We start from the raw sequence: 21,421 nt of genomic DNA, 5'->3' as shown, positions 1-21,421 counted from the left end.
GCGGCTCCGCCCGCATGGAAGTCATCTCAGCGAGCGGAGTCGCTGAGCTACATTCACTCTCCCGAAGGGAGAGTTAAGAAAAGAAGCCCGCACGATGCGCGTTGCGGCTTACTTGGCCGGCTTCACTCGCTGCACAAAAATGCCGGGCTGCTCGTTCGCCGCCTTCAGCACCTGATCCGCTTCCGCCAACTTGCCACGACTACGCAATACCTCAGAAACATAGAAAGCCGTCTGAGGCGAAATGGCCAGCTTCGATGTCAGCTCCCCTAACAATCGATCCGCGACGTCGATCGCCCCCAACTTAAACTGCACCCAAGCCGCCGTGGCCACCGTATTCTCTAAATTCGGCGCTCGACGCAAGTTCGCTTCGCTCAGCTGAGCCGCTCGGCCCCGTTTCCCCTCATCCGCCGATTCAACCAAGACCTGTGCCAACTGATCGGCGGCCTCGAGATCGTCCGGTTGAGCTTGATGCAATTGCGAAAACATCGCTTCCGCCAACTCATTATCCCCTTCATACCTTGCGGCCAGCGCCCGCAAGAACTTCACGTCACGACCGGACTTCATCGCCTCCGGCATCTTGCCATGATAAGTGATTAGATCCTGCGCGCGGTTTTGCAACAGCAGCCAGTGGAAATACTTAGACCAGCTTTCTGCCGTCGCGTCCGCCGCCTTTACCGCGTTGCGGAACCAAGTCTCCGCCTGTGCGTCCGCTTTATTGGAAAGTGCCAAGGCGATCAGCAATTCGGGCTGTTGCAATTTGGGATCCAGCTTACGAGCTTGTTGCAGCAGCGTGAGTGCGGCGGGCAAATCCCCCTGCTCGATCTTGACTAAGCCCATCACGCGTGGAGTCGTCGCATCCTCGGGTCGGATCGCTTGTCGTTCCTGCAAGCACTCGTAAGCCAGTTCTAATTGTTGGCGCTGCATCGCCGAATCGGCGCGTCGCCCCAGCAGTTCAAACAGCAGATTCGACTTTAAAGCTGGGCTCAACGTCGTATCATTCTTCAGCAGTTCGTCGGCTTTATCGGCCAACATGGCCGCTTCGGTCCATCGCTGAGTTCTGATCGCGATATCCGCTAGCGACACAAAAGCGGCCGGGTCGGTGGGATTGGACAGCAGATGCTTTTCGATCCGCGCGATCGATTCGCTTAAGTTCCCGGCCTGCATCAACAGTCTGGCCAGCATGATCTCTTGAGCTGGTAGGGACGGGTCCAGAGTCCGGAGTTCGGCGATCAGTTTCTCGCAGGCAGGCAAGTCACGGTTGGTGAGCGCTTTGCCGATTTCCTCGAGTTTCTTTTTGATCGCTTCGTTGTCGACCAGAGTTGGCAGTCCCAGCATATCGAAGGTCGAAGTAGTCGCCATGGAGGGTTCAGCAGAAGTGGCGTTCAGGTCCGCCAGAGCCGAGTTGCGTTGGCCCAAGCAGAGCAGAACAAGGAAACACCAGCACAGCATTCGCAAGGACGGGAGAAGTTGGGATGGCATAAGCTCTAGTTCCAGTTTTTAGTCGTTAGTTTGGATAATCAAATTGTAGTTGGATGACGGGGAATTGCGAGGAAGGCTGGTGTTGTTGCTGGGTCTATGAGCCGAAACAAAGTCGCCTGGAACATTAGCCGCAACGCGCAGCGTGCGGGCCTTTCTTCACTCTCCCGCCGGGAGAGTCGCCGCAGGCGGAGACGGTTAATCTGCCTGGTTCCAGGCTCCGCCTGGAATCATTCTTCGGAGGCTCCGCCTACCTACATCTCTAATCTCAGCGAGCGGAGTCGCTGAGCCACTGTGCCCATGCGGCTCCGCCCGCATGGAAGTCTTCTCAGCGAGCGGAGTCGCTGAGCTACATGCCCAACAAAAAAGGCGAGCTAACCACAACCGCAGTCAACTCGCCATCGTCGTTTAACCGTCAACCTCGCTCGGCCTCCGCGTTCTTCTTCACCCTCCTTTCGGGGAGGGTCGGACGCGAGTTCCGCGAGCGATCGGGGAGGGGGGGGGCACCCCCTCATCGTCAAGTTGCTAGATGATCTCGCATCGTTTTCGTTTAACCGTCAGCCGCTAGGCATCCGCGTTCTTCTTCACCCTCCTTTCGGGGAGGGTCGGACGCGAGCTCCGCGAGCGATCGGGGAGGGGGGGCACCCACTCATCGTCAACTTGCCAGATGATCTCGCATCGTTTTCGTTTAACCGTCAGCCGCCAGGCGTACGCGAACGTAGCAGGCTGCCTCCGAATGCCGTCCGCTAGGCTTTCGCATCTAGCAACTAAGCACTCAGCACATCATCTTCTTCTTCTTTCAAACTTCCAACTTCACCCTTCAAACTTCTACGTCTTCTCTTCCAAGCCCCAAAACCACCCGCCGCTGCCGCGATCGATCCGAAAATGATCGAAGTAGGTTCGGGAACAGCCGCAATCACAACATCAAGGCTACCGCTTTGGAAGTAAGCCAAGTTACCGTTACCCAGATCTAAGGCATTTGCGATTCCAAAGTTCAGTAGTCCCGTTGTAGCAATATTATCGCCAGCGAGAACGGTATACGTCCCGATACCGGCTGTGTAAAAATCCCAGCCGAGAAGGTTTGACAATCCAAAGCCATCGAACGACACATTGCCGTCTATGGTGAGTGGACTGCTAATGTCTGATACAAAAAGATTTGATCCGGACGCAAATTCTACATCATTGAAGATGATACCAGTTCCGCCAAGGCTCGCACCGGAGCCAACAGTTACCAATCCCGCACCATCAAGAAATCCATCGACGACAGAGTTTCCTGCTGTAAGATTCAGTGCCCCGGCTGAGTTCAATTCTCCGGCTGCCCCAACATTAATTGTTGGACTTTCGATGGATCCAGTAACATCAAGAGTTCCAGAGGTTACAGTGGTCACGCCCGTATACGTGTTAGCCGCTGATAGCGTCGCGGTTCCAGAACCTGTCTTTGTAAGTGCACCTGTCCCGCCTAGCACCGCACTAATAGAACCGCTATCTGTCAGACTGTAGGACGTCCCGGTGAGGACTGCAGATGTGCCGGTTCTAGTTATCGTTCCGCTTTCCAAGCTAACACTGCCGACCGTATCTGAAACTCGCATGTTGAAACTTCCGCCATTAACGGAAATGTCTGCTGTATCAGCCAGTGTGCTAAATGAGTCTAGTACTCCCGCGTTGACAGAAATTGTACCAGTTAGGGTACTTGGATTATAGATCCGCATTGTTCCACCGCCGGATAGCGAGAATCCATTTGAACCCCCGAGCGTTACAGTAGCTAGGTTACCAGACCTTCCAAAGTCAACTGAACTGCCGCTTGCCACATTTACCGATGGAGCAGTTCCTGCCAAGTCAACGTTGAAGGACAGGTTTGCTGCTGTTCCTCCAATTGATCCGAAAACAAGATTGCCATTAGTGACAGTAATGGGGGTATTTGAACCTAGAGAGATAGTGCGACCAGTACCTGCCGAACTACTATTACCAACAGTGAGAGTGTTCGTCCCTGAGACTCGGATCTCACCAACAGTCAGCCCGCCAGCGCCTGTGTTATTTAAATTCACTCCTGCCGCAGCGTAGTTGTTCGAGAACACGGCAATGTCACTAGCTGCTCCCGCCGTTTCGGTTCCGGTATTGCGAAGTGAAGTACCTGCATAATTTGTGTTTGGCGACCAATTGTTGTTAGATAGCCAAGCAGAACTAGTACCGGTCGCTGTCCAAGTACGCGTGGTTTGGCCGTTCGTCCTGCTGCAGTAGAGAACTTGAACACTGCAAAAAATTATGCAGTAAGTCCAAATACTTGTAGTGCCTAAGTTTAGTTTCCCAAAAACAGACGACGGCTTCTTTCTATCAACATGCACTGGCAATTGTTCTCCTTGCCATATCCCTTGCGTAGCTTTACCTAGCACACTTAATAAACTCTTTTTCCACATTGAAAAACCTCTTGAATGTTGTTTCGATTGACGTGTTGACCAGCCTCGCGATATCTAATTCGCAAAGCGACCGTTGATTTAAATACCTGGTCTCCATTCCTATGTTGAGCGATCCTATCTCGTCCGATGCCACGCATCCGACGGCTCAACGCCCAAACCCGATCCTCGACCAAATGACTTTTCCGATTGTAGGAAGCATCGTTTCCATTGCTACCAATTTCCAGTGAGTATTCAGTTAAGGTTTGATGAAGCATCCCTGGTTCCAGGCTCCGACTGGAATCGTTCCACGGAAGCTCTGCCTCCTTGCACTACTCATGCATTGAGACGGAGCTCTGGTTCCAGGCTCCGCCTGGAATCACTTCAAGGAGGCTCCGCCTCCCTACACCAATTTTAATGCATTGAGGCATACCCTACTTAGAACCTATTCGAACACCCTCGACGGGCTGGAAGCCCATACTACTTCTCGGGTGTTCGGATTAGTTCTTAATCGCATTCCAGGCAAAGCCTACAACGCGTCGCATCCAGCCAACTGGTTCCAGGCTCCGCCTGGAATCATTCCTCGGAGGCTCTGCCTCCCTGAAGTCTCGGTAGTGAGGCGAAGCCTCATCGACCACATTCCAGGCAGAGCCTGAAACGAGGCGTATCCGGGCTTGTCGTCCAGGCAACTGGTTCCAGGCTCCGCCTGGAATCATTCCTCGGAGGCTCTGCCTCCCTGAAGTCACGGTAGTGAGGCGGAGCCTCATTGACCACATTCCAGGCAGAGCCTGGAACGAGGCGCATCCGGGCTTGTCGTTCAAATCCATCACAGTCAAGAATGGTCGACGCCGTCGTCAACACTTGCCGCCAATACTGTGCTTTGTGGAGGAGAGGTCCACAAGAATCTCTGCTAGCATAGGCATGGACCGGAACGCGTCAAGCAAAATTGTTCGGTTTACCGTCCTAACCGGCACTTGCCACTACCACCGCTAGGGCCGCGATCCCGCCAAACCGCCCTGTACGCTCCTCCCGCCAGGACGCAGCCAATTCCCAGGCTATACGCTCGCACTTGTTCACGTCGCGGCTGGTAATGGGTCTCGAACCGACCTTGCCAATCTGCAATGTCCAACTCTGCGCGCGTGTGTCCCCAGGAACTTTACTTGGCCGATACCGATCGCTTGCCTGTTACTTCTTAGCCAATGGCCCCGCAAACGCCCTGAAGCGGGTATATACGAGTGCAAGAAATTTTTTTGATTTTTTGTCACTGGCGTCAGGTTTTGTCCCTGTGCCCATGCGGCTCCGCCCGCATGGATGTCTTCTCAGCGATCGGAGTCGCTGAGCTACTTCACTCTCCCGCTGGGAGAGTCGCCGCAGGCGGAGAGGGGCAGGGAGAAAGTAGCGGGGAGAAAGTAGAAAGTAGAATTTCCATGCGGGCGGAGCCGCATGGCTACGACAACGCCCGACCCTCCAAAGCGTTTTCTGGTTCCAGGCTCCGCCTGGAATCACTGCTCGGAGGCTCCGCCTCCCTGCAGGTCACTGTAGTGAGGCGGAGCCTCATCAAGAGCATTCTAGGCGGAGCCTAGAACGAGTAGCGTGTAGCCATGCGGCTCCGCCCGCATGGAAGTCTTCTCAGCGAACGGAGTCGCTGAGCTACATTCACTCTCCCGCTGGGAGAGTCGCCGCAGGCGGAGAGGGGCAATCTCCACTGGTTCCAGGCTCTGCCTGGATCACTCCTCGGAGGCTCCGCCTCCCTGAAAGTCGCTGTAGTGAGGCAGAGCCTAGAACGAGAGGTGGTGTCATGATTTGCCCCTGGTTCCAGGCTCCGCCTGGAATCACTCTTCGGAGGCTCCGCCTCCCTGCAAGTCACCATAGTGAGGCAGAGCCTCATCAAGAGCATTCTAGGCAGAGCCTAGAACGAGTAACGTGTAGCCATGTGGCTCCGCCCACATGGAAGTCATCTCAGCGAACGGAGTCACTGAGCTACATTCACTCTCCCGCTGGGAGAGTCGCCGCAGGCGGAGAGGGGCAATCTCCACTGGTTCCAGGCTCTGCCTGGAATCATTCCTCGGAGGCTCCGCCTCCCTGCAGTCACATAGTGAGGCGGAGCCTCATCAAGAACATTCTAGGCAGAGCCTAGAACGAGTAGCGATAGATTGCACGAAAGCGGCGAATACGCGCGCGACAAACCTTTTTTTGAACAATAGACAGAGTAGCCAACGGCTGCATTTCTAAGTAAATCGAAAATGGAGCGTTCGTTAACGTAAAGGTTGGTGGATATGTTGCCGTTGAGTGAAAACACCAACAATTCATTCAGGCAAAATTGCGATCTTTTTCGTCAGCTCTTGGCGAGCAATAAACAATAACTCCCTGGCTTCCTGCCGCTCAAGCTGCGTAATTTCGCCACCAAAAGTCACAACTTGCAATTGATAATAGACTCCTACCTGCTCTTGTGTAATCTGACTCGCAAACCGATCTAACAGTTGTTGTACGAAACCCGAAATCGATCCGCCGATTATTGACGCGGACCTTCGAAGGACATTTGAACCATCGGCGCGAAAGCCCAAGAAATTAACGAAGCCTGTTGCACGATCTGAGTCGCGATTCAGGTCAAATTGGACGTAGGATGCATTACTGAGATCGCGCATTGCCGCTCGCTCAATTACTTGATAATCGCTCATGTTCCAGCCACTGCCACTATAACATTCTCGTAGATCGTGCCAGCCAGGCCCAAATAGGAAATCAAGCGAAACAATGTACTCCCGTCCAGACTTATTGGTTACTGTCCAAACTTTGGAATACTCCCCATAAATACTTCTCGCATCACGATGCTCGGTTTTGAAGGACACTAGCGCAATCCCCGCCATTTTATCAACTGGATTCCAGCTTCCGTCGAAGCTCATGGCAATCGCGGTATCAAGCTCTTGGTCGGTCGGCACAATGTTTTCCCATGGAGCGGTCCAAATCTGTAAAATTCCCGCCAGCAATAAAACCCCAGTAACTGGCCACGGAACATAAGCCGCAACGCGCAGCGTGCGGGCCTCGGTGTCGTTTGCAGGGCCCGCATGCTGCGCATTGCGGCTCAAGGCTCCCTCTCCGCCTGCGGCGACTCTCCCAGAGGGAGAGTGAAATTCAGGCTCCAGTTTCCAGTCGTCAGCCTCCAACCTGCCATTGGCAAACCAGCGATCCCAAGCGCGCAACATCCAACCGGCTCGCATCAACTGCTCCTCGCCCAGCGGATTGTCATCGGTGTCGATCGGCTGAAAGAACTCATCCAGAAAGCCATCCATCAACTTCAGGACGCCCAAGCTGACCACAAACAACACCACGGCCAAAACCGTATGCGAAGTGCCCTCAGACCAATCGACTTGCCACCAATCCAGCGCGGCGGCAATGATCACGATGCGCAGCGTATTCATCATCACCGTCCAGACCACGCCCAGCAGAATCATGGCCAGGGCATGGACCAGCGACCGCCACTGCCAAACGCAGTAGATCGCGATCGCTGAAATAATCGTGATTAGTGACACGATGCCACTGCACGCTTCATCAACAAACAGATCCTTGGTCGAGATCTTGAGTGTATTGCCGCGCAGCAAATGCAAGACGCCGATCGCTTCCAGCACTTGGCTGCTAAGCCAACTGCTGAGCAGTTGTAGTTTGGTGATTAACTGTCGATCAAGATTCAGTGGTAACGGCAAAAGCAGGAAAAGCAACGTCCATGGACCGACGAGATGTTGGATTCCCGATGACTTGAGCGGAAAGAGTAATGTCCCTAACAGGAGTATGAAGGTCAACATTGACAACCACGGACTGCCGGCATAGGCCGCGACGCAGGCGCCAACGGATGCGAGCACCATCAGTATGCTGTGAAGGATGCTCCGCCACCACTGCGAGTTGTGATTTGAAAGTGGAACCGTCGTCTGTGAGCCGGTCTGATTTCGAATTCGCAGATAGGTGATTCCGACAATGCTGGCGATGACGAATGGGAACGCTTGATACTCGGGTCTTTCCAGTTGCCAGAGGAAGAAGCGGACAAGCGGATAGCCAAAGGCGGCTGCAAATGCCAACCCAATACATGTCAGTTTAAGCCAACGATTCATAGGCGTTCTTTGATCAATAAATCGTCTATTGCGGCTACCAGTTTTCGACCAAACGTTGGCAGCGAAAAATCTGCTACGGCTCGCCGTCTGGCCGCCGCGCCAAGCGAGTTGCGTTTGGCGGGATCAGCAACCATCGCGTCCAACGCTTCTGCTAATGAGTCCACGTTGTTGGTAGTATATCCAATTGCCTCCACCCCGTCTTTAAATAGTTCGATGGCTCCTCCAGACATTGAGACAATCGTGGTAAGCCCACTAGCCATCGCTTCGACAATCGTCAAGCCGAACGGCTCTGGCTTCGTACTTGCGTGCACCACGACATCAAGGGTGCGATAAAAGGCAGATGTGTCAGTTTGAAAATCGACAAACACGATGCGCTGGCGGATTCCCAGTTTGCCAGCGATTACTTCCAGTTGTTCCTTGGTCCACTGCGACCCGTCTGTCTGATAAATAGGACCTCCGATGATATATCCAATTACCCCTGGCACCCTTGCGACCGCCGCGATGAATTGGTCATGCCCTTTCCATTTGGCATAAGTGGCGATTAATCCAACTTTGATGGCGGTTTGGGCGGCGTCCGTCATCAGCAACTTTTTATCGAGATCTGTTTCATGCGAACGCGAGTCTGTCGCGGTTGCTGCCGTTGTGGGTTGGCCGTACGAGGCGTCAAGGCTTAAGCTCGGAGAATCGCAATAGCTCGCACTTGGTCTGAATCGTTCCACATCGACTCCGTTGTGCACAACGACAATAGTCGGAACGCGGCTGACAAAAGAAAAATCGGTGGCTACCGCTTGTGAAATCGCAATCACCTTGTCAACGCGTCCAGCGGCCAAGGCCAGCAGGCGTTTGGCCAATCGTCTGGATGCGTAGAAATCATGCGCATGCCACATCAATTTACAACCGCGACGTTTGATGCAAGCGGAAAACAGATGTGTCTTGAGGCCATTGCTATAGATTAGCTCGGGGCCGAAGGTATCGACGTGAGCCCTCAATCGCCATAGGTAGAGAGGCAGGCTCCATGCGAGCCAAATAGAGGCGATGTAGCGTCGAAGCAGTTGCAAGAAGCTGCCCTGCGCATCGCCAAGCTTTTGGAATCGGGCAGGCAGAGCGCAGACGGACGTCGTAATTCCAAGCCGTTGAACAGATTGTTCGAGCGGGCCAGAACTGCACAGCACCACATGCAGACGCCAATCGGGCCGTCGTTCCTTCAGCTGCTGCAGCGAGTTCAGCAGGACACGTTCGGCACCTCCGACATGTCCTATTGGGGCAAGGAAAACGATTTGCATGAAAAGATTAGATTAGGCTATTGTAAGCTGAAACGCGCAACGTGCCCATGCGGCTCCGTCCATATGGATTTGTTCTTACTCAGCGAGCGGAGTCGCTGAGCCACTGTGCCCATGTGGCTCCGCCCACATGGATTTATTCTCAGCGAACGGAGTCGCTGAGGAACTTTCTCGTTCCCGTCTCGGCGAGCGGAGTCGCTGAGCTACTTTGGAATCAGTCATCGGAGGCTCCGCCTCCCTGGAAGTATGAAAGAAGTGAGGCGGAGCCTCATTACTCGCATTCCAGCCAGAGCCTGGAACGAGGCCCGCATGCTGTGCATTGCTACTAAAGCAGCTTCGCATACGCATCAGCGATGATCTTCGCATGGTTTTCCCAAGTGTACTTCGACGCTTGTTGCAACCTGGCTGTAATCGCCGGGGCAATTGCATTCTTTTCTATCACTTGTTGCACCGTATCGGCCCATTGAGCAACGTCCCCTACATGCTGGTACAAACAAGCGTCTCCGCCTACCTCACGCAGCACAGGAATGTCGCTGGCGATCACACAAGCACCGCACGCTAGCGCCTCGATGACTGGCAATCCGAAACCTTCGGCCTCACTGGTGACGAGAACGCAGGTCGCCATGCGATAAGCGACCGCCATCTCCGCGCGAGAAACGCCCGTGACATGGATGATCGACGACTCCAATCCAGCAGACTGGATCAGGCCGCGTTGCTCGGTCGAGAATTCGCCACCGATTTTGACCAGTTGCACGTCAGGGCACTGTTGACGAACTCGAGCAAAAATCTTGAGTAAGACATCCACTCGCTTTCGAGGAATACAACTGCCGACATGCAAAATCCAAGGGTTATCGCCGACCGCATGCAACCAAGCAGGCAACTCTGCGGAGCTGGATTCGTATTGAAACTCTTCGGAAACCCCCAGCGGGGCGTAAACCAATGTGCGTTCTGAAACAAGGTTATGGCAAACAATCTCGTGATGTGTAAACATCGAGTTGCAAAAGACTACGGCTGCCTTTTGCATCCCGGCAAGGATATGGGAGCTCATCTTCCGAAACCACCATGGACGAGGTTCCAGTTGCGGTTCGATTAAGCAGCGGAAGGCATCTAGGTCATGGCAGTAGACCCCCGTTTGCGCACGGGGAAGCGAATGAACCAGGGCAGCATAAGTATGGTCCGCGACGTGAAATAGATCATAGTTGCCAACCAGTTTGCGAGCCTGACGCGGGTAGACCAGCAATCGATTCAACAAACGATCAATGTTAAAACGTGTTGGCAAACGGACCGAAGACGGCAAGGCTGTTGCTATCTTTCGAAAAGCTGGTTGAAATGAATCAACATCCAGGCCACACGCGGTACTTCGCGTCAAATACTCCTGAAGTTTATCCGCGACCAAGTCCATGCTCGGCCATTGCTCTTCCCGAAAATCGGGAAGAATGGCCAAGCGATAGGCTTCATTCATGCAATAACTTTTTTGAAGAATAACGTTTTGGATAGATCATGCGCATCGACTCCTTAATAAAGTTACAAGTCGAGTTAATGCGCAGCGTTAAACGATTTGGGCATTTGATAGACGATATGTTCTGATAACTCCTGGATCGTATTGATTTTCAAAACCATGGCTTTTGACTTCCAGGATCATTACCATATTTGTTGAGGGAACATTAAACGGTGGTTTGTCCAAGTACACGCCAGAATTTTCGAAGAGCCGAATGCCGCTGCCGTGTACCTTGTCGCGATTCGGTTCGATATTGAGGTCAGCGGATGGGTAATGTTCTGTGATAATTACGGTAGGGTACTTATCCAGCTTCTTAAGCACCGCCGAAATTTGTTGGTTGGACAAATGCTGAAATACCTGTCGGATCAAGCAGATGTCACCGTTGGGTAGTTCGTCTCTTACGATGTCAAGGCAAAAAAACTGTGCACGTGGATCATTCACTGACGCTTGTAGATGCCGTACCAAGTCTGGCACCACTTCAACTCCGATATAGGCGCCGCATTCATTCAGTAATCGACTGCCAACTTGGAAATCGCCACAGCCAAGGTCTACAACGGTGGGTTTTTTGTCGCCAAAAGATCCAAGAATTGAGTTTATTGTCGTGACGTAAGGGACTGTGATAGTATCGTCCGATGAACCAGATCCGGAACAGAAGCCTCCTGGAACATTCCCCCACTTTCCATTTCTGTAAATTTCTGAAAAAACCTCAGCCGGCGAACGGGTTGCATTCCGACGGCTTTCCTTCGCCAGAATTGCACGGTGCCTCGCCTTCAAAAGCGATTTCGGAATCAAAGAGCGTAACCATGATTTCATACGGATACCTATCATCCAAAAGACTCCTGCACCTACACGCATTGCTTGCGTGAACTTGAATAGAGACTCGTCCATTTGATTCTTCTCGCCGGACGCTCAATGAAAGAATACATTCCCCAGGTGAACAGAACAATGAGCAGCGAATAAATGATAACGATCATTAATTTGCTGACCACACCTGAATCAACATACTGCCGCGACGGCAGCAGTTGATATAAAATCTTCTGCGCTAGTGTATGAGTCATATACAACGAATACGAAACCTCCCCGAGGCTTCTTACGAGCTTCCAGCTAAACAGCCTATTGTTTGTTGGGACCGCGACATAAAGCGATGCGATGCATGCTCCCAACGATAGCAGTAGACAGGCGGAGGAATAAGGCGATGGTACGTAGCAACTCGCGATAATCAGAGCCAAAGGAGCAATTTCCAATCGACTGGCGGTAGATCGGATTATGGACGCGACATTCGAAGTGGTGCTAGCATGCCATGCGTACACAAAGATCGCGCCTGATGCAAAAGTCGGCACGACACAGAGCAACTCGCGAAACGGCATATCCTTGGGACTGTAGTAAATTGCAAGCGTACCAATGATCGACATTGCGAATGCCAACCAAGCCAATCGTTCCGACAACCTATGGCATAGAACCATTAATGGAATGAAAAACAGGTACGCGAACCATTCCGAACTAATGGACCATGACGGATAGTTCCAGTTGAGTGAAAAATGGGGTACCCATGTGTGAACTAGGAAAAGGTTCAGTCCGAAGTCGGACCAACTGTACCCAGACTCATCAATGCTCCATCCGCGGCTTCGGCTCACGACCACCATTGCCAAAACGACCATCAATGACACAAAGTGGACCGGATAAATTCGTGCTAGCCGCTTGAACAAAAAATGAGTAAATGAACTAAGAGTTGGCGAGCCCCCCAGTTGCCGGTAGTTGTGTGCTAGCACCACACCACTGAGAATGAAGAAGGCAGGGACAGCATAATGCCCTCTACCGATGATCGGCGAAAAGAGATCGCAGGCAGGAAATAGCGCCAGTACATCGGGCCAAAAGTGATAGATCACCACCCAAAGCGCGAGGATGCCACGGATCCCTGTAAGGCTGGGTATATCCGAAGCGAGTGCGGGCTTCGCAGGTAGGTCCACCGAGTCTCGTTCTTTTACGATTTCCTTTTCGGGTCTCGATTGTGCGACAATTACAGCCAAGTCAAGCCCCAATCGCTCTGGCGTTGATCAGCGATTCTCATAATGTGAGGCAATCAATGATTCAAGATTCACCGACGAATAGTAACCGCCTGCCGTATCTTGCAGCGGCAAAGACTACATAACTATTCAACGTCGTACTTGGAAAACGAAGAGAACATGTTTTTCCAACGGCATTCTGATCAAAAGTATCGTTTTAAGTTGAGAAATGGCTTTTCGTAAAACACCCAACTCAACTTCGATACACAAAGGCAGGCGACACAGGTAATGAGAAAATACAAGATTGATAGAACGGAAAATGGGAATGAATCGGGCGTTACACCAACCTTGCTCGCAAGCTTCGTAGAGGCGACATAAGTCAACGGTATGAGAGGGACGTGATAGACATAAATCCCGTAGCTGTATTTCCCGAAGCTACAAAGAAGGCCGTGTGACAACAGTCGTTGCAGCCAGGATGCGCTCACGGCAACACTTGACGGCAACGCAACGACGATGAGAGAAGCACTGCAGGCCGCCACTAGGCTTGGCATCAGGACTTTGTCGAGGTAGGGACTCAGCGATGATTTGGGCAAGTATGCTACCCACAAAGCGATCGACAAGGTCACGGCAAAACAACACCATGCATAATCTCGTAATGCCGCCGAAACATCGTAGCGACCATCCTGCTTCAAAAGACACCACGCTAGAAGGCCACCGAGAGCGAGCGCGTCCGCACGGGAGGGCGTCAACAAGTGCGCGGCAGGCAATTGGTCATTAACGACAAACGCCAACCGACAGATGGTCGCCCCAATGATGATCGTTAGGCAAACCCAAAGTAATTTCTTCCCCTCGAAAATTCGCACAATCGCGGGCCACACCAAATAGAAATGCTCTTCGATCGCCAGTGTCCAGAAGTGGCCAAATCGTCCGAACGATAATCCCTGCAAAGCCATGCCAAAGTTCGAGGCGTACAGCCATAGCCATAACTGATTGTCCGACGCTTGTTTCATGCCCGCAGTCGTATATTGAATGCCCAAAATCGGAACCACGACAAATGCTACAAAAAGTATCCCAAAGTAAAGGGGGAAAATCCGAAGCGACCGGCGCATATAAAAATTTACAAAGTATCGCTTACTAGGAACTGAGAGCGAGGACAGCAAAATTCCGGTAATAAGAAATCCACTCAGGACAAAGAACAGGTCAACCCCGCGCGATCCTTGGTCCGCAATCCATGAGAATATGCGACCAAATGAAGACTCTTCTTGTCTCGCATTCGTTTGGAAAATCAATTGACCGTTGGTGTGAAAAAATAATACCATGAGAATTGCGATGCCTCTCACACCGTCTAAGCACTTCACATATTCTGGGCGAGGCTTGCCAGCGGTAGATTCGCTCGAATGCTCTGTACGATCGGATTGGAGGACACTACTCATCGTTCAGTCAACACTCCGATTGCATTCCGGGCGTTAAGCAAACGCATCACGCCGTGGATCGGTCGAGATTGCAAGATTGCGCATTCGCTTCGGCACTTAGTAGCACTCGTAACGTATTTTCTAATGAAAAATGTTCGGCGTAGACATTTTCGCCTGCTTTGCCTACTGCTTCACGTCGCACCGGATCGTCGAGCAATTCTCCAATCGCTGTAACGAGAGCTGCTGCTTCGTCGGGCTTTGGGACGACACAAATTCCTGAATCGGCCCAAAGCGGTTCACTGAGATGCCCAAGATTAGTAACCACCGGAACGCCATTGATCAATGACGCCATCAACGATCCGCGGCGTCCGCTACAACCATCGGGATAGGGTTGGATGGCGACGTCGGCCACGGCGAGATGTTCCGCGACTTGCACTGCACTTAACCGCCCTGTTGCGACAATCCGGTCGGCAACGTCGCAAGTTTCCGTCCCGTCTCTGCACCCATCGTTTGGCTTTTCACTCATTCTTTTTTGCGAGCGAAGCGTCTCCAGCAATGATTCACGAAATCGGTCGCCACCACCACCAAGCAGCAACACCATGACGTCACTTCTAGCCCGCAGCAAAGCAGTGATCGTGGCGGCCAGCGTCGATCCGATCAGTGATCCATAGGTTCCGAAGTGAGCGACAATGTACTGGCCTTGATTGGAAGAAGGCAAAATCTGTGTGCGAAGCGAATCACGGTCAAAGTGATCAGCGGCTTTGGGAATGTTGGCGGGGATTCCCAAGACGTCAATTGGCTTGCGACGGCGAAATGGAAGCAGAGAAATCCACGCCGGGATTGATACAAAAATATGCTGGGAGGCCATAACGAAGAGGGCCGCCATGATTCGGTTCATCGCAGCAATTAGATTATGCTTCAGCGGCGAACGCACCCAAGGGTAAGAGACCTCGTGAAACATCACCTCGACTTGATCGCCTTTGCAGCAACTTCGGTACAAAAGCCAGATCGGAAATGCGAGGTTCATCGCTTTCCACCCGAAGGCGTGGGGGACATACTGCACAAGCAGGCGGCGTGGTCGAGGCATCGACCTCATCCCGCGCCCCAACTGCCTCAAAGCGATCAGACCGAATCGACCGCAAATGCGATGCAGCGTCAGGGTCTTGGAGACCCGTTCGTGAGATTCGCGGGCCCCGGGTGCCCAAACATGAACATCCCAATCGTCGACTGCCAGCGTTTCGGCAAGCGTTTGCGTGTAGTCGCTAACGCCGCCGTGATCGGGCGGATACTCACCGGTTAAAATTTGAATGCTGTTAATCTTATCTCGCCTACGGAGACCTCAAGGTTTGCTCAATGGCGCATGCAAGTCGACTTCGTAATCCATCAACACGGACGTTGCCAGATTTTCGCCGTCTTGAGGCCATTCGAACTGGTCTCCACACAACTCCAGCTTTCAGGAACCGGCACGCCACCGATTCGGTCCCACATATTCGTATCGTCAACTGCCAAAAATCCTCCTGGTTTGATCTTGCCGATGGCGTGTTGCACGCACGTAGTTCGGTAATGACCGTCTACCAGAACGAAATCGATTGACGCGTCCTCAAACTCATCCAACACTGCGACATATGTCGGTGTGATTTCGAACTTCCCTTTGTCGGGGATTGTGTCCGGATGATCCAGTGAAACCATCCTATAATCAACGTTTTTTACGCCCGACTCCTGGAGTTGGGAGGTGACGATCTTGTGCCACTGGGCGTTGTGTTCCACGCTGACCAGCCATTGAAGTTTTGTGGCCAACCAACGCGTGCTTCGTCCGCTACCAAACTCCACGTCCTTCATATTGCCATCAAGGTGACGGTCCAAGAACTCAACGGTCCCCCTACAAAGCCACGGCTTATCGGTGTTGGCCCGTTCGTAGAGCCAAAATCGCAACCGGGGAAGTATCAGGTGCGGGCGTTGCAACCAGAACTTTAAATTCATTTCGATGTTTCCAAAATTTCTTCAAAGAAGCCAACCGTTTTTTTAGCGATTCGACCCCAAGTGTATTCTGCGTGCGCGCGGTCCAGACCACGAGCCGCAAGTTCCTGGCGGCGTTTCTCATCGCCGAGCATTGCCTCGACTGCTTGAGCAAGTTCGACGGCATCCCGCTCTGGCACTACGACACCTGCGTCTCCGATCACATAAGGAATCTCGCCGCTGTCACTACCAATCACAGGAATACCACACGCAAATGCTTCAACGAGCATTCGTCCGAATTGCTCGCGCCAATTCGGCATCGTCAAGCTGGGTGCGCAAAGGATATCCATGGCGTTGATGTAAGCGTTGACATCTTGATGTTTGACGTCCGTGCAAAAACCAACGCGTGTGGTGTGTCGCTCAGCCCATTTGCGCAGTGTTGGCAACATTGGACCGTTTCCTACGAGTAACAATCGCCAAGGAGCATCGACTTGATCTAAAGCATCCATCAAAACCGCCAACCCTTTGTCTTCGACGAACCGTCCGAGATAGCCAATGACAGGAACCGAGTTGTCCCAGCTGAACTTACGTTTTACTTCGTCGCCTAGCCTGCGGTTGACGTAAATCATTGCGGGGTCGAATCCGAGAGGTGCTTGGCATCGCGGCCGCTGGGCGTAACCGGGTCTCGCTAACAAATTTTTCTCCACAAGACGGCCACTAAAAATCCACCCGCTCATCCGATCGACGCAGTAGCGCTCGATCCAGTTGAACGGGAAGACATAGTTCTTATTTAGACTTTGCGCGGTGCGAAACACCAGCGGAACATGCTTGGGGGTGGCCGTTGCAATTTGCAGGCCCACAGTAATGTATGGTTCTTCCCAGGCGTGCACCAAGTCAAAGCCTTCTCGTAAGATTGTCTTGAGTTGAGAACCGTAGTGGAAAAAATGCACTCGTTTTGAAAAACGACCTGGAATGGCGGCGACACGAATGACCTCATTCGGATCGGGATCGAATTCAACGGGTCGGATGTCGTTTTTTCCATGAAAGTAATTTGGCGCAACGGCGGTGACTTCCCACGCGTTATTCGATTGTTTTTGCATTTCGTTTGCTAAGATCCGATTCACCCGAAGCACGTAGGAGTGCCCAATGGTGAGTAGTTTTCTTGGGCTCAAACGAGCGTTTCTTGAAATGTTTCCCTTATTGGATAAAACGGACATTGCGGCGATCTTGCACCAGTACTTTTATGTAGATTCTGAATATAAAAAATGGAGGCTTGCTGCTGGGTTTGCTCTTGCACGGAGAACCAATTTTGCGACGTTCTGATAACGAGGGACTACGAGCGGGGCTACCCGCTTTGACCTCCCCGCGTTATAAAGATTCAAGTCTATCGTACGTCGAATGGTTCTCGAATCGCTTGGAATGGGGCAGTGAATGTTTGTCCAAAAGCAGCCAGGAATCGTAATTCATGGTTGCGAGGAACGCTGTGACTAGGTTGATTCGTAAAAGCTGTGCACTCAAAGATGGCTGTATGGGGACCGTTTCAGCTAGGTGCTATACATTCAATGAGTCGGCGAGGAGAGCGATTGAGCGTTCGCGTAGTTTGGCAATTTTGTGATGCACTTGGTCCCATTCGATCTCGACATTTGCCAGCTCGGTGAGCCAGTCTCTCGTTGGGCTAGAAGTCATCCTTTCGTTCAGTCCAAGATGCGAGAGCAGGTCAGCCATCCGTGCGCTAGTATCACCAGCGAAGCAGACAGCGAATGGAACGCGATTCCTGATTGCAAAAACTGTTCCATGAAATGAATCGGTGACCATGAACTTGGAATGTTTCACCAGAGAAAGCCACTGCTTAGGGCCAGCGCCCGAGATAACCTTGTGCGTCCCGCGTGGGGCCCAAGTCATTGCCGAAGTGACAATGGACCTTTTGTCAATTGTTCGAAGGGACCTGATTGCTTGCTCGACCACCAGCCGATTGGATGACGTAATTGAGAAGGCGTAGGTGTAATCCTCGGCGACAAGGCGTTCGGCGGCAAGGTCAGAGAGGTCAACGAGTAGCGTAGGGTCCGCGGCAACCTCAGCGTGTCGATTAAAGTCTCGTGACAAAACCCGTTGGCTGGTTTCGTTGCGAACAGTGACGCTGTCAAATCGCTCGATGGCTTGCGCAACCTGTGCTACACGATGCGGTGGTGAATCATCACAACCAAAACAAGCCGCGTAAGCGACCCGTCTGCAGCCATCATGAAGCGGACAATCGAGAAACAATGCCGGTTCAGACGCTTTGTGGAGGTTCCAAACCTGATCGCTGCCCACGACGAGGACATCAAATTCGCGACTTAGGGCGGTAAGCGATTCGAGCGTGCTCAAAGGAGCAGACAAAACTAATGCTTCTGCACGAAACTGCTTGAACGCACGATCCGTCCGCATTGCACGCAGCAACCGCAAGGGATTTCGCGTTTTGAGGCGTTCGACGAAATGGACAGGCGAACGGTAGTCGATTACGCATGCATCCGCTCCGACCTCCCATAATGCGCGAAGTAGCGCGGTGGACTGTAATACCGCTCCATAGTTGTAAGCGTAATGAAATGCCAAGGTACCAACACGCATAAGGAAACTCAGAAGGATTGAATGGACGTCAAAGAACTAATCGAGTGACCCGTTTTTGTTATAACTGCGAAGTCGTTCGAGGCTTTTCTTACTCGAGTGAGCGACGAGGCACGAGCGGTCAGGGTAACCGATGACCATAAACATCACGACTCGCTCGAAGGGAGGGGTGCCTAGTAACGATTGAACGCGGAGGTCTTTATCACGCGTTTCGGACCAATTGACGCAGCAGGACGATAGCCCCAGCGTTTCAAGCGCGAACTGGAACGACATAACGGAAAGTGATGCATCGACGTAGATCGCGTGCCGATTCACGACACTTTCGACGCATCCACGCATATCGCCGGTGAGTACAAGCAACATCGGCAACCGATTGAAGCAACTAATACCGCCTGGCACGTCACGAAGCTTGTCGATTAGACTGGCGTCGTCGATAAAGCGATAATGAAACGGTTGTCGATTGCAGGCGCTTGGTGAAAGTGCGGCCACTTCAACGGCTTGATCGACAAGTGATCGGGGAACTGGCAAATCCAAAAAACTGCGCACACTTCTTCGTTGTCGGGCAAGTTGCAACAGATCGTTGTAAGATACCCCTTCTTCAGATGGCTCGGCACGCAGATACGGCCCGCCGCCGGTTCCACCGTGGGACGCGCATGGTCTTGCTTCGAATTGACGACGCGCGGCATCGATGCGGGGATCTGAACCGACGACTCCGAAGTAGACAGTTAGTACGTCCGACGACCATTCGTGCATCCGACGGTCGTCGTCATCTGCGTCAGATGAAAGCAGGCTTTCAAGCGTAAGCAGGTCACGAACCGTGCCCGTGATAAGCTTAGCACCGAAAACTTCGCGACGATCCTTCGCGCTGATCCCCTTCTCCAGAATGTGCGTATTGGTGCGCAAACGATAACGCCATCCGGCAGCGCTCGGTTGGTCGCAGCGTGCCTGAACCAATCCATTGACATATGCCCATGCTTCCAATTGGAAGTCTCGATTGCGGGCATAAGCTAGTGTTGCAAGTAAGGGAGATCGGCACATGAGACGATATGCAAACGACCTCGCAGTTTGACTGATTTGGTGGATTGGATTCATTAGTCAATCATTGTTTCGGGCTCTATCGGCGTCGCAAAACTAGCGCCAGTTTGTGTCTGACCTGCTGCCGTTCTTCTGCCCGTAACACTCCGAACCAGCAATATGTGAAGCAGAACAAACCGAATGCAAGGCCGAACTCAATCGCAATTTTGGTGGAAATATCAGATGGAACGGAAAGGGCGATGAGAATTCCAGTGGCGAGTACAGGCATACTTCGCAGCACACCACTACCTAAGGCCTGCCACTGTGCCGCAATTGCGACGCCAAATTTTTGTTTAACCTTGCTCGTGTTCCAGGCAAATTCTATGAACGTCGAAGTGAACAGGGCGGCGACAACGACGCCCGAAGCTCCAAGCAAAAGCAGCAAGGGGTATGCGAGGAGAAGTTTAACACAAGCGGCAGCTATGCACCCTGGGGTCCGTGCCCCGGGAGCCCCAGACATATCAAGTGCCCAAGCCGGTACGAGTACGACTGCTGACACAACCACATTCAATAATGTAACAATACCGAGAAATGGCCCTGAAAAATAATCAGAACCAACCCAAAGGCGGACAAACGGAGCGTTGAAAGCGAGCGCAGCGGACCCAATGACCAGCCCTAGTGAGCTGATCATTCGAATAACGTCGCAGTACCTTTTTGAAAATAGATTGGAGTCACCGTCCGATGCCACATCCTGCAATGCCGCCCATGTCGCATTTGCAAGCGCGCCAGCTTGGCCCGTTGTAAGCACAATAAGACGCTGAGTCAGAAACATGTTAGTGACGGCGAAAGGCCCTAGAACGAGTGCTGCAATTGCGGAATCGGACATTGTTTGCACTCTCCTCGCGAGACTATTCGTGACCGAAGCACGCGCGTTTGGCCAGAGTTTGCCAAATGTTATTTTTTCTGAATGTGTCGTGCTAATATCCAGCTTTTTTCGGGCAACAATCCAAAATGTTCCGCTGCAGACAATTGCTCCCATCGATACGGCGATGCCCTGTCCAATCAAGCCTAAACCGGCTATTGCGAGTATGACCGAAAGGACCGTTATGAATAGTGACTGCAAAATCATCGACACATGAATTACATAACCTAACTGAGCGGCATCCAACGCTGAACGGGCCCATCCAATCGGATAGACCGCCACCGGTATGACACCAATTAGTAACGCGATTGTAAGCTCGCGACGAACGGGGGCTGTAAGTTCAATAAGGTTCGGAATTAGCAATGAGGCGGCAATGTGAATCGGTACAACCAGTAGCAGCAACTTACACTGCAGTTCGACGACGCCGTTAATGATCGAACCGAACGACTGTTCCTTGCGCACATGCCAACGTTGCGTTATTAGAATTGCCACAGCAAGAGACACGCCTAGATCTGCCACAATCAGATAAGCGCTCATCTCGGTCGCCGCACGCCACGTCCCTACCCTTTCGTCGCCGAGATAGTGAAGCAAGACTGGCGCACTTACCAGCCCGACGAGAGAAGTAATGACTGTAAACGCGATACCCCATAGCCAAGAAAGAGCTGCGCGTCCGGTTCGCGTCGCTAGAACTTGTTCACGCTTAGTTTCATACGCGACAGGTATTGTTTCAGATGTGCTCAATTTAGCGAAGTCTGATTCAGATCAATCA

The 21,421-nt window shown here is 52.3% G+C and carries 15 protein-coding genes; 1 reads left to right on the top strand and 14 read right to left on the bottom strand.

All coding sequences use genetic code 11. The features are described 5' to 3' along the window. Positions 1-108: 108 nt before the first annotated feature. The 9 genes from SH302x_RS19285 to SH302x_RS19245 all read right to left on the bottom strand — a co-directional run bounded on the left by SH302x_RS19285 (position 109) and on the right by SH302x_RS19245 (position 15,057). A complete protein-coding gene (locus SH302x_RS19285; protein WP_479364180.1) occupies positions 109-1,479 on the bottom strand; it encodes a tetratricopeptide repeat protein in 1,371 nt (456 codons plus the stop codon). Between the two features lie 764 nt (positions 1,480-2,243). Further along, positions 2,244-3,890, bottom strand: coding sequence for an autotransporter-associated beta strand repeat-containing protein (locus SH302x_RS19280; protein WP_479364178.1), 1,647 nt, complete (start codon positions 3,888-3,890; stop codon positions 2,244-2,246). Positions 3,891-6,172: 2,282 nt separating this feature from the next. Next, complete coding sequence (gene xrtU, locus SH302x_RS19275; protein WP_479364177.1) at positions 6,173-7,966, bottom strand: exosortase U; 1,794 nt, start codon at positions 7,964-7,966, stop codon at positions 6,173-6,175. Then, the gene (locus SH302x_RS19270) at positions 7,963-9,249 is read right to left on the bottom strand and encodes a glycosyltransferase family 4 protein (protein WP_479364175.1); all 1,287 of its coding nucleotides are present in this window, start codon (positions 9,247-9,249) and stop codon (positions 7,963-7,965) included. The genes xrtU and SH302x_RS19270 overlap by 4 nt, the downstream gene beginning before the upstream one ends. 322 nt (positions 9,250-9,571) lie before the next feature. Then, positions 9,572-10,708: a glycosyltransferase family 4 protein gene (locus SH302x_RS19265; RefSeq protein WP_479364173.1), complete on the bottom strand. Its 1,137-nt coding sequence runs from the start codon at positions 10,706-10,708 to the stop codon at positions 9,572-9,574. Between the two features lie 87 nt (positions 10,709-10,795). Next, positions 10,796-11,632, bottom strand: coding sequence for a class I SAM-dependent methyltransferase (locus tag SH302x_RS19260; RefSeq protein ID WP_479364171.1), 837 nt, complete (start codon positions 11,630-11,632; stop codon positions 10,796-10,798). Next, entirely contained in the window at positions 11,590-12,711 is a 1,122-nt protein-coding gene (locus SH302x_RS19255) for an acyltransferase family protein (protein WP_479364169.1), read from the bottom strand. The genes SH302x_RS19260 and SH302x_RS19255 overlap by 43 nt, the downstream gene beginning before the upstream one ends. Before the next feature lie 239 nt (positions 12,712-12,950). Next, positions 12,951-14,180 carry an acyltransferase family protein gene (locus SH302x_RS19250; protein WP_479364167.1) on the bottom strand — a complete coding sequence of 410 codons (1,230 nt, stop codon included), beginning with the start codon at positions 14,178-14,180 and terminating at the stop codon, positions 12,951-12,953. 46 nt (positions 14,181-14,226) lie between these two features. Next, positions 14,227-15,057 (bottom strand): glycosyltransferase family protein, encoded by an 831-nt coding sequence (locus tag SH302x_RS19245; protein ID WP_479364166.1) that lies wholly within the window; start codon positions 15,055-15,057, stop codon positions 14,227-14,229. Positions 15,058-15,111: 54 nt separating this feature from the next. Between SH302x_RS19245 and SH302x_RS19240 the strand changes: the two genes are divergently transcribed. After that, entirely contained in the window at positions 15,112-15,459 is a 348-nt protein-coding gene (locus SH302x_RS19240) for a hypothetical protein (protein ID WP_479364165.1), read from the top strand. 83 nt (positions 15,460-15,542) lie between these two features. On the opposite strand, the gene SH302x_RS19235 is transcribed toward SH302x_RS19240, so the two are convergent. The 5 genes from SH302x_RS19235 to SH302x_RS19215 all read right to left on the bottom strand — a co-directional run bounded on the left by SH302x_RS19235 (position 15,543) and on the right by SH302x_RS19215 (position 21,393). Next, on the bottom strand, positions 15,543-16,139 hold the full coding sequence (locus SH302x_RS19235; RefSeq protein WP_479364164.1) for a class I SAM-dependent methyltransferase: 597 nt from the start codon (positions 16,137-16,139) through the stop codon (positions 15,543-15,545). After that, positions 16,136-17,215, bottom strand: a complete 1,080-nt coding sequence (locus SH302x_RS19230; protein ID WP_479364163.1) for a glycosyltransferase family 4 protein — start codon at positions 17,213-17,215, stop codon at positions 16,136-16,138. The genes SH302x_RS19235 and SH302x_RS19230 overlap by 4 nt, the downstream gene beginning before the upstream one ends. A 451-nt stretch (positions 17,216-17,666) precedes the next feature. Beyond that, entirely contained in the window at positions 17,667-18,719 is a 1,053-nt protein-coding gene (locus SH302x_RS19225) for a polysaccharide pyruvyl transferase family protein (protein WP_479364161.1), read from the bottom strand. Positions 18,720-18,755: 36 nt separating this feature from the next. Continuing rightward, complete coding sequence (locus SH302x_RS19220) at positions 18,756-19,808, bottom strand: nitroreductase family protein (RefSeq protein WP_479364160.1); 1,053 nt, start codon at positions 19,806-19,808, stop codon at positions 18,756-18,758. Positions 19,809-19,830: 22 nt separating this feature from the next. Then, complete coding sequence (locus tag SH302x_RS19215) at positions 19,831-21,393, bottom strand: lipopolysaccharide biosynthesis protein (RefSeq protein WP_479364159.1); 1,563 nt, start codon at positions 21,391-21,393, stop codon at positions 19,831-19,833. Positions 21,394-21,421 lie beyond the last annotated feature (28 nt).

The sequence above is a fragment of the Njordella calcicola genome (assembly GCF_056494125.1).
This window is presented reverse-complemented; position numbering and strand designations above follow the sequence as displayed.

Coding starts and splice junctions, on each gene's coding strand:
- SH302x_RS19285 (WP_479364180.1), bottom strand. CDS start 1,479: ATGCCATCCCAACTTCTCCCGTCCTTGCGAATGCTGTGCTGGTGTTTC.
- SH302x_RS19280 (WP_479364178.1), bottom strand. CDS start 3,890: ATGTGGAAAAAGAGTTTATTAAGTGTGCTAGGTAAAGCTACGCAAGGG.
- xrtU (WP_479364177.1), bottom strand. CDS start 7,966: ATGAATCGTTGGCTTAAACTGACATGTATTGGGTTGGCATTTGCAGCC.
- SH302x_RS19270 (WP_479364175.1), bottom strand. CDS start 9,249: ATGCAAATCGTTTTCCTTGCCCCAATAGGACATGTCGGAGGTGCCGAA.
- SH302x_RS19265 (WP_479364173.1), bottom strand. CDS start 10,708: ATGAATGAAGCCTATCGCTTGGCCATTCTTCCCGATTTTCGGGAAGAG.
- SH302x_RS19260 (WP_479364171.1), bottom strand. CDS start 11,632: ATGGACGAGTCTCTATTCAAGTTCACGCAAGCAATGCGTGTAGGTGCA.
- SH302x_RS19250 (WP_479364167.1), bottom strand. CDS start 14,180: ATGAGTAGTGTCCTCCAATCCGATCGTACAGAGCATTCGAGCGAATCT.
- SH302x_RS19245 (WP_479364166.1), bottom strand. CDS start 15,057: ATGAACCGAATCATGGCGGCCCTCTTCGTTATGGCCTCCCAGCATATT.
- SH302x_RS19235 (WP_479364164.1), bottom strand. CDS start 16,139: ATGAATTTAAAGTTCTGGTTGCAACGCCCGCACCTGATACTTCCCCGG.
- SH302x_RS19230 (WP_479364163.1), bottom strand. CDS start 17,215: ATGCAAAAACAATCGAATAACGCGTGGGAAGTCACCGCCGTTGCGCCA.
- SH302x_RS19225 (WP_479364161.1), bottom strand. CDS start 18,719: ATGCGTGTTGGTACCTTGGCATTTCATTACGCTTACAACTATGGAGCG.
- SH302x_RS19220 (WP_479364160.1), bottom strand. CDS start 19,808: ATGAATCCAATCCACCAAATCAGTCAAACTGCGAGGTCGTTTGCATAT.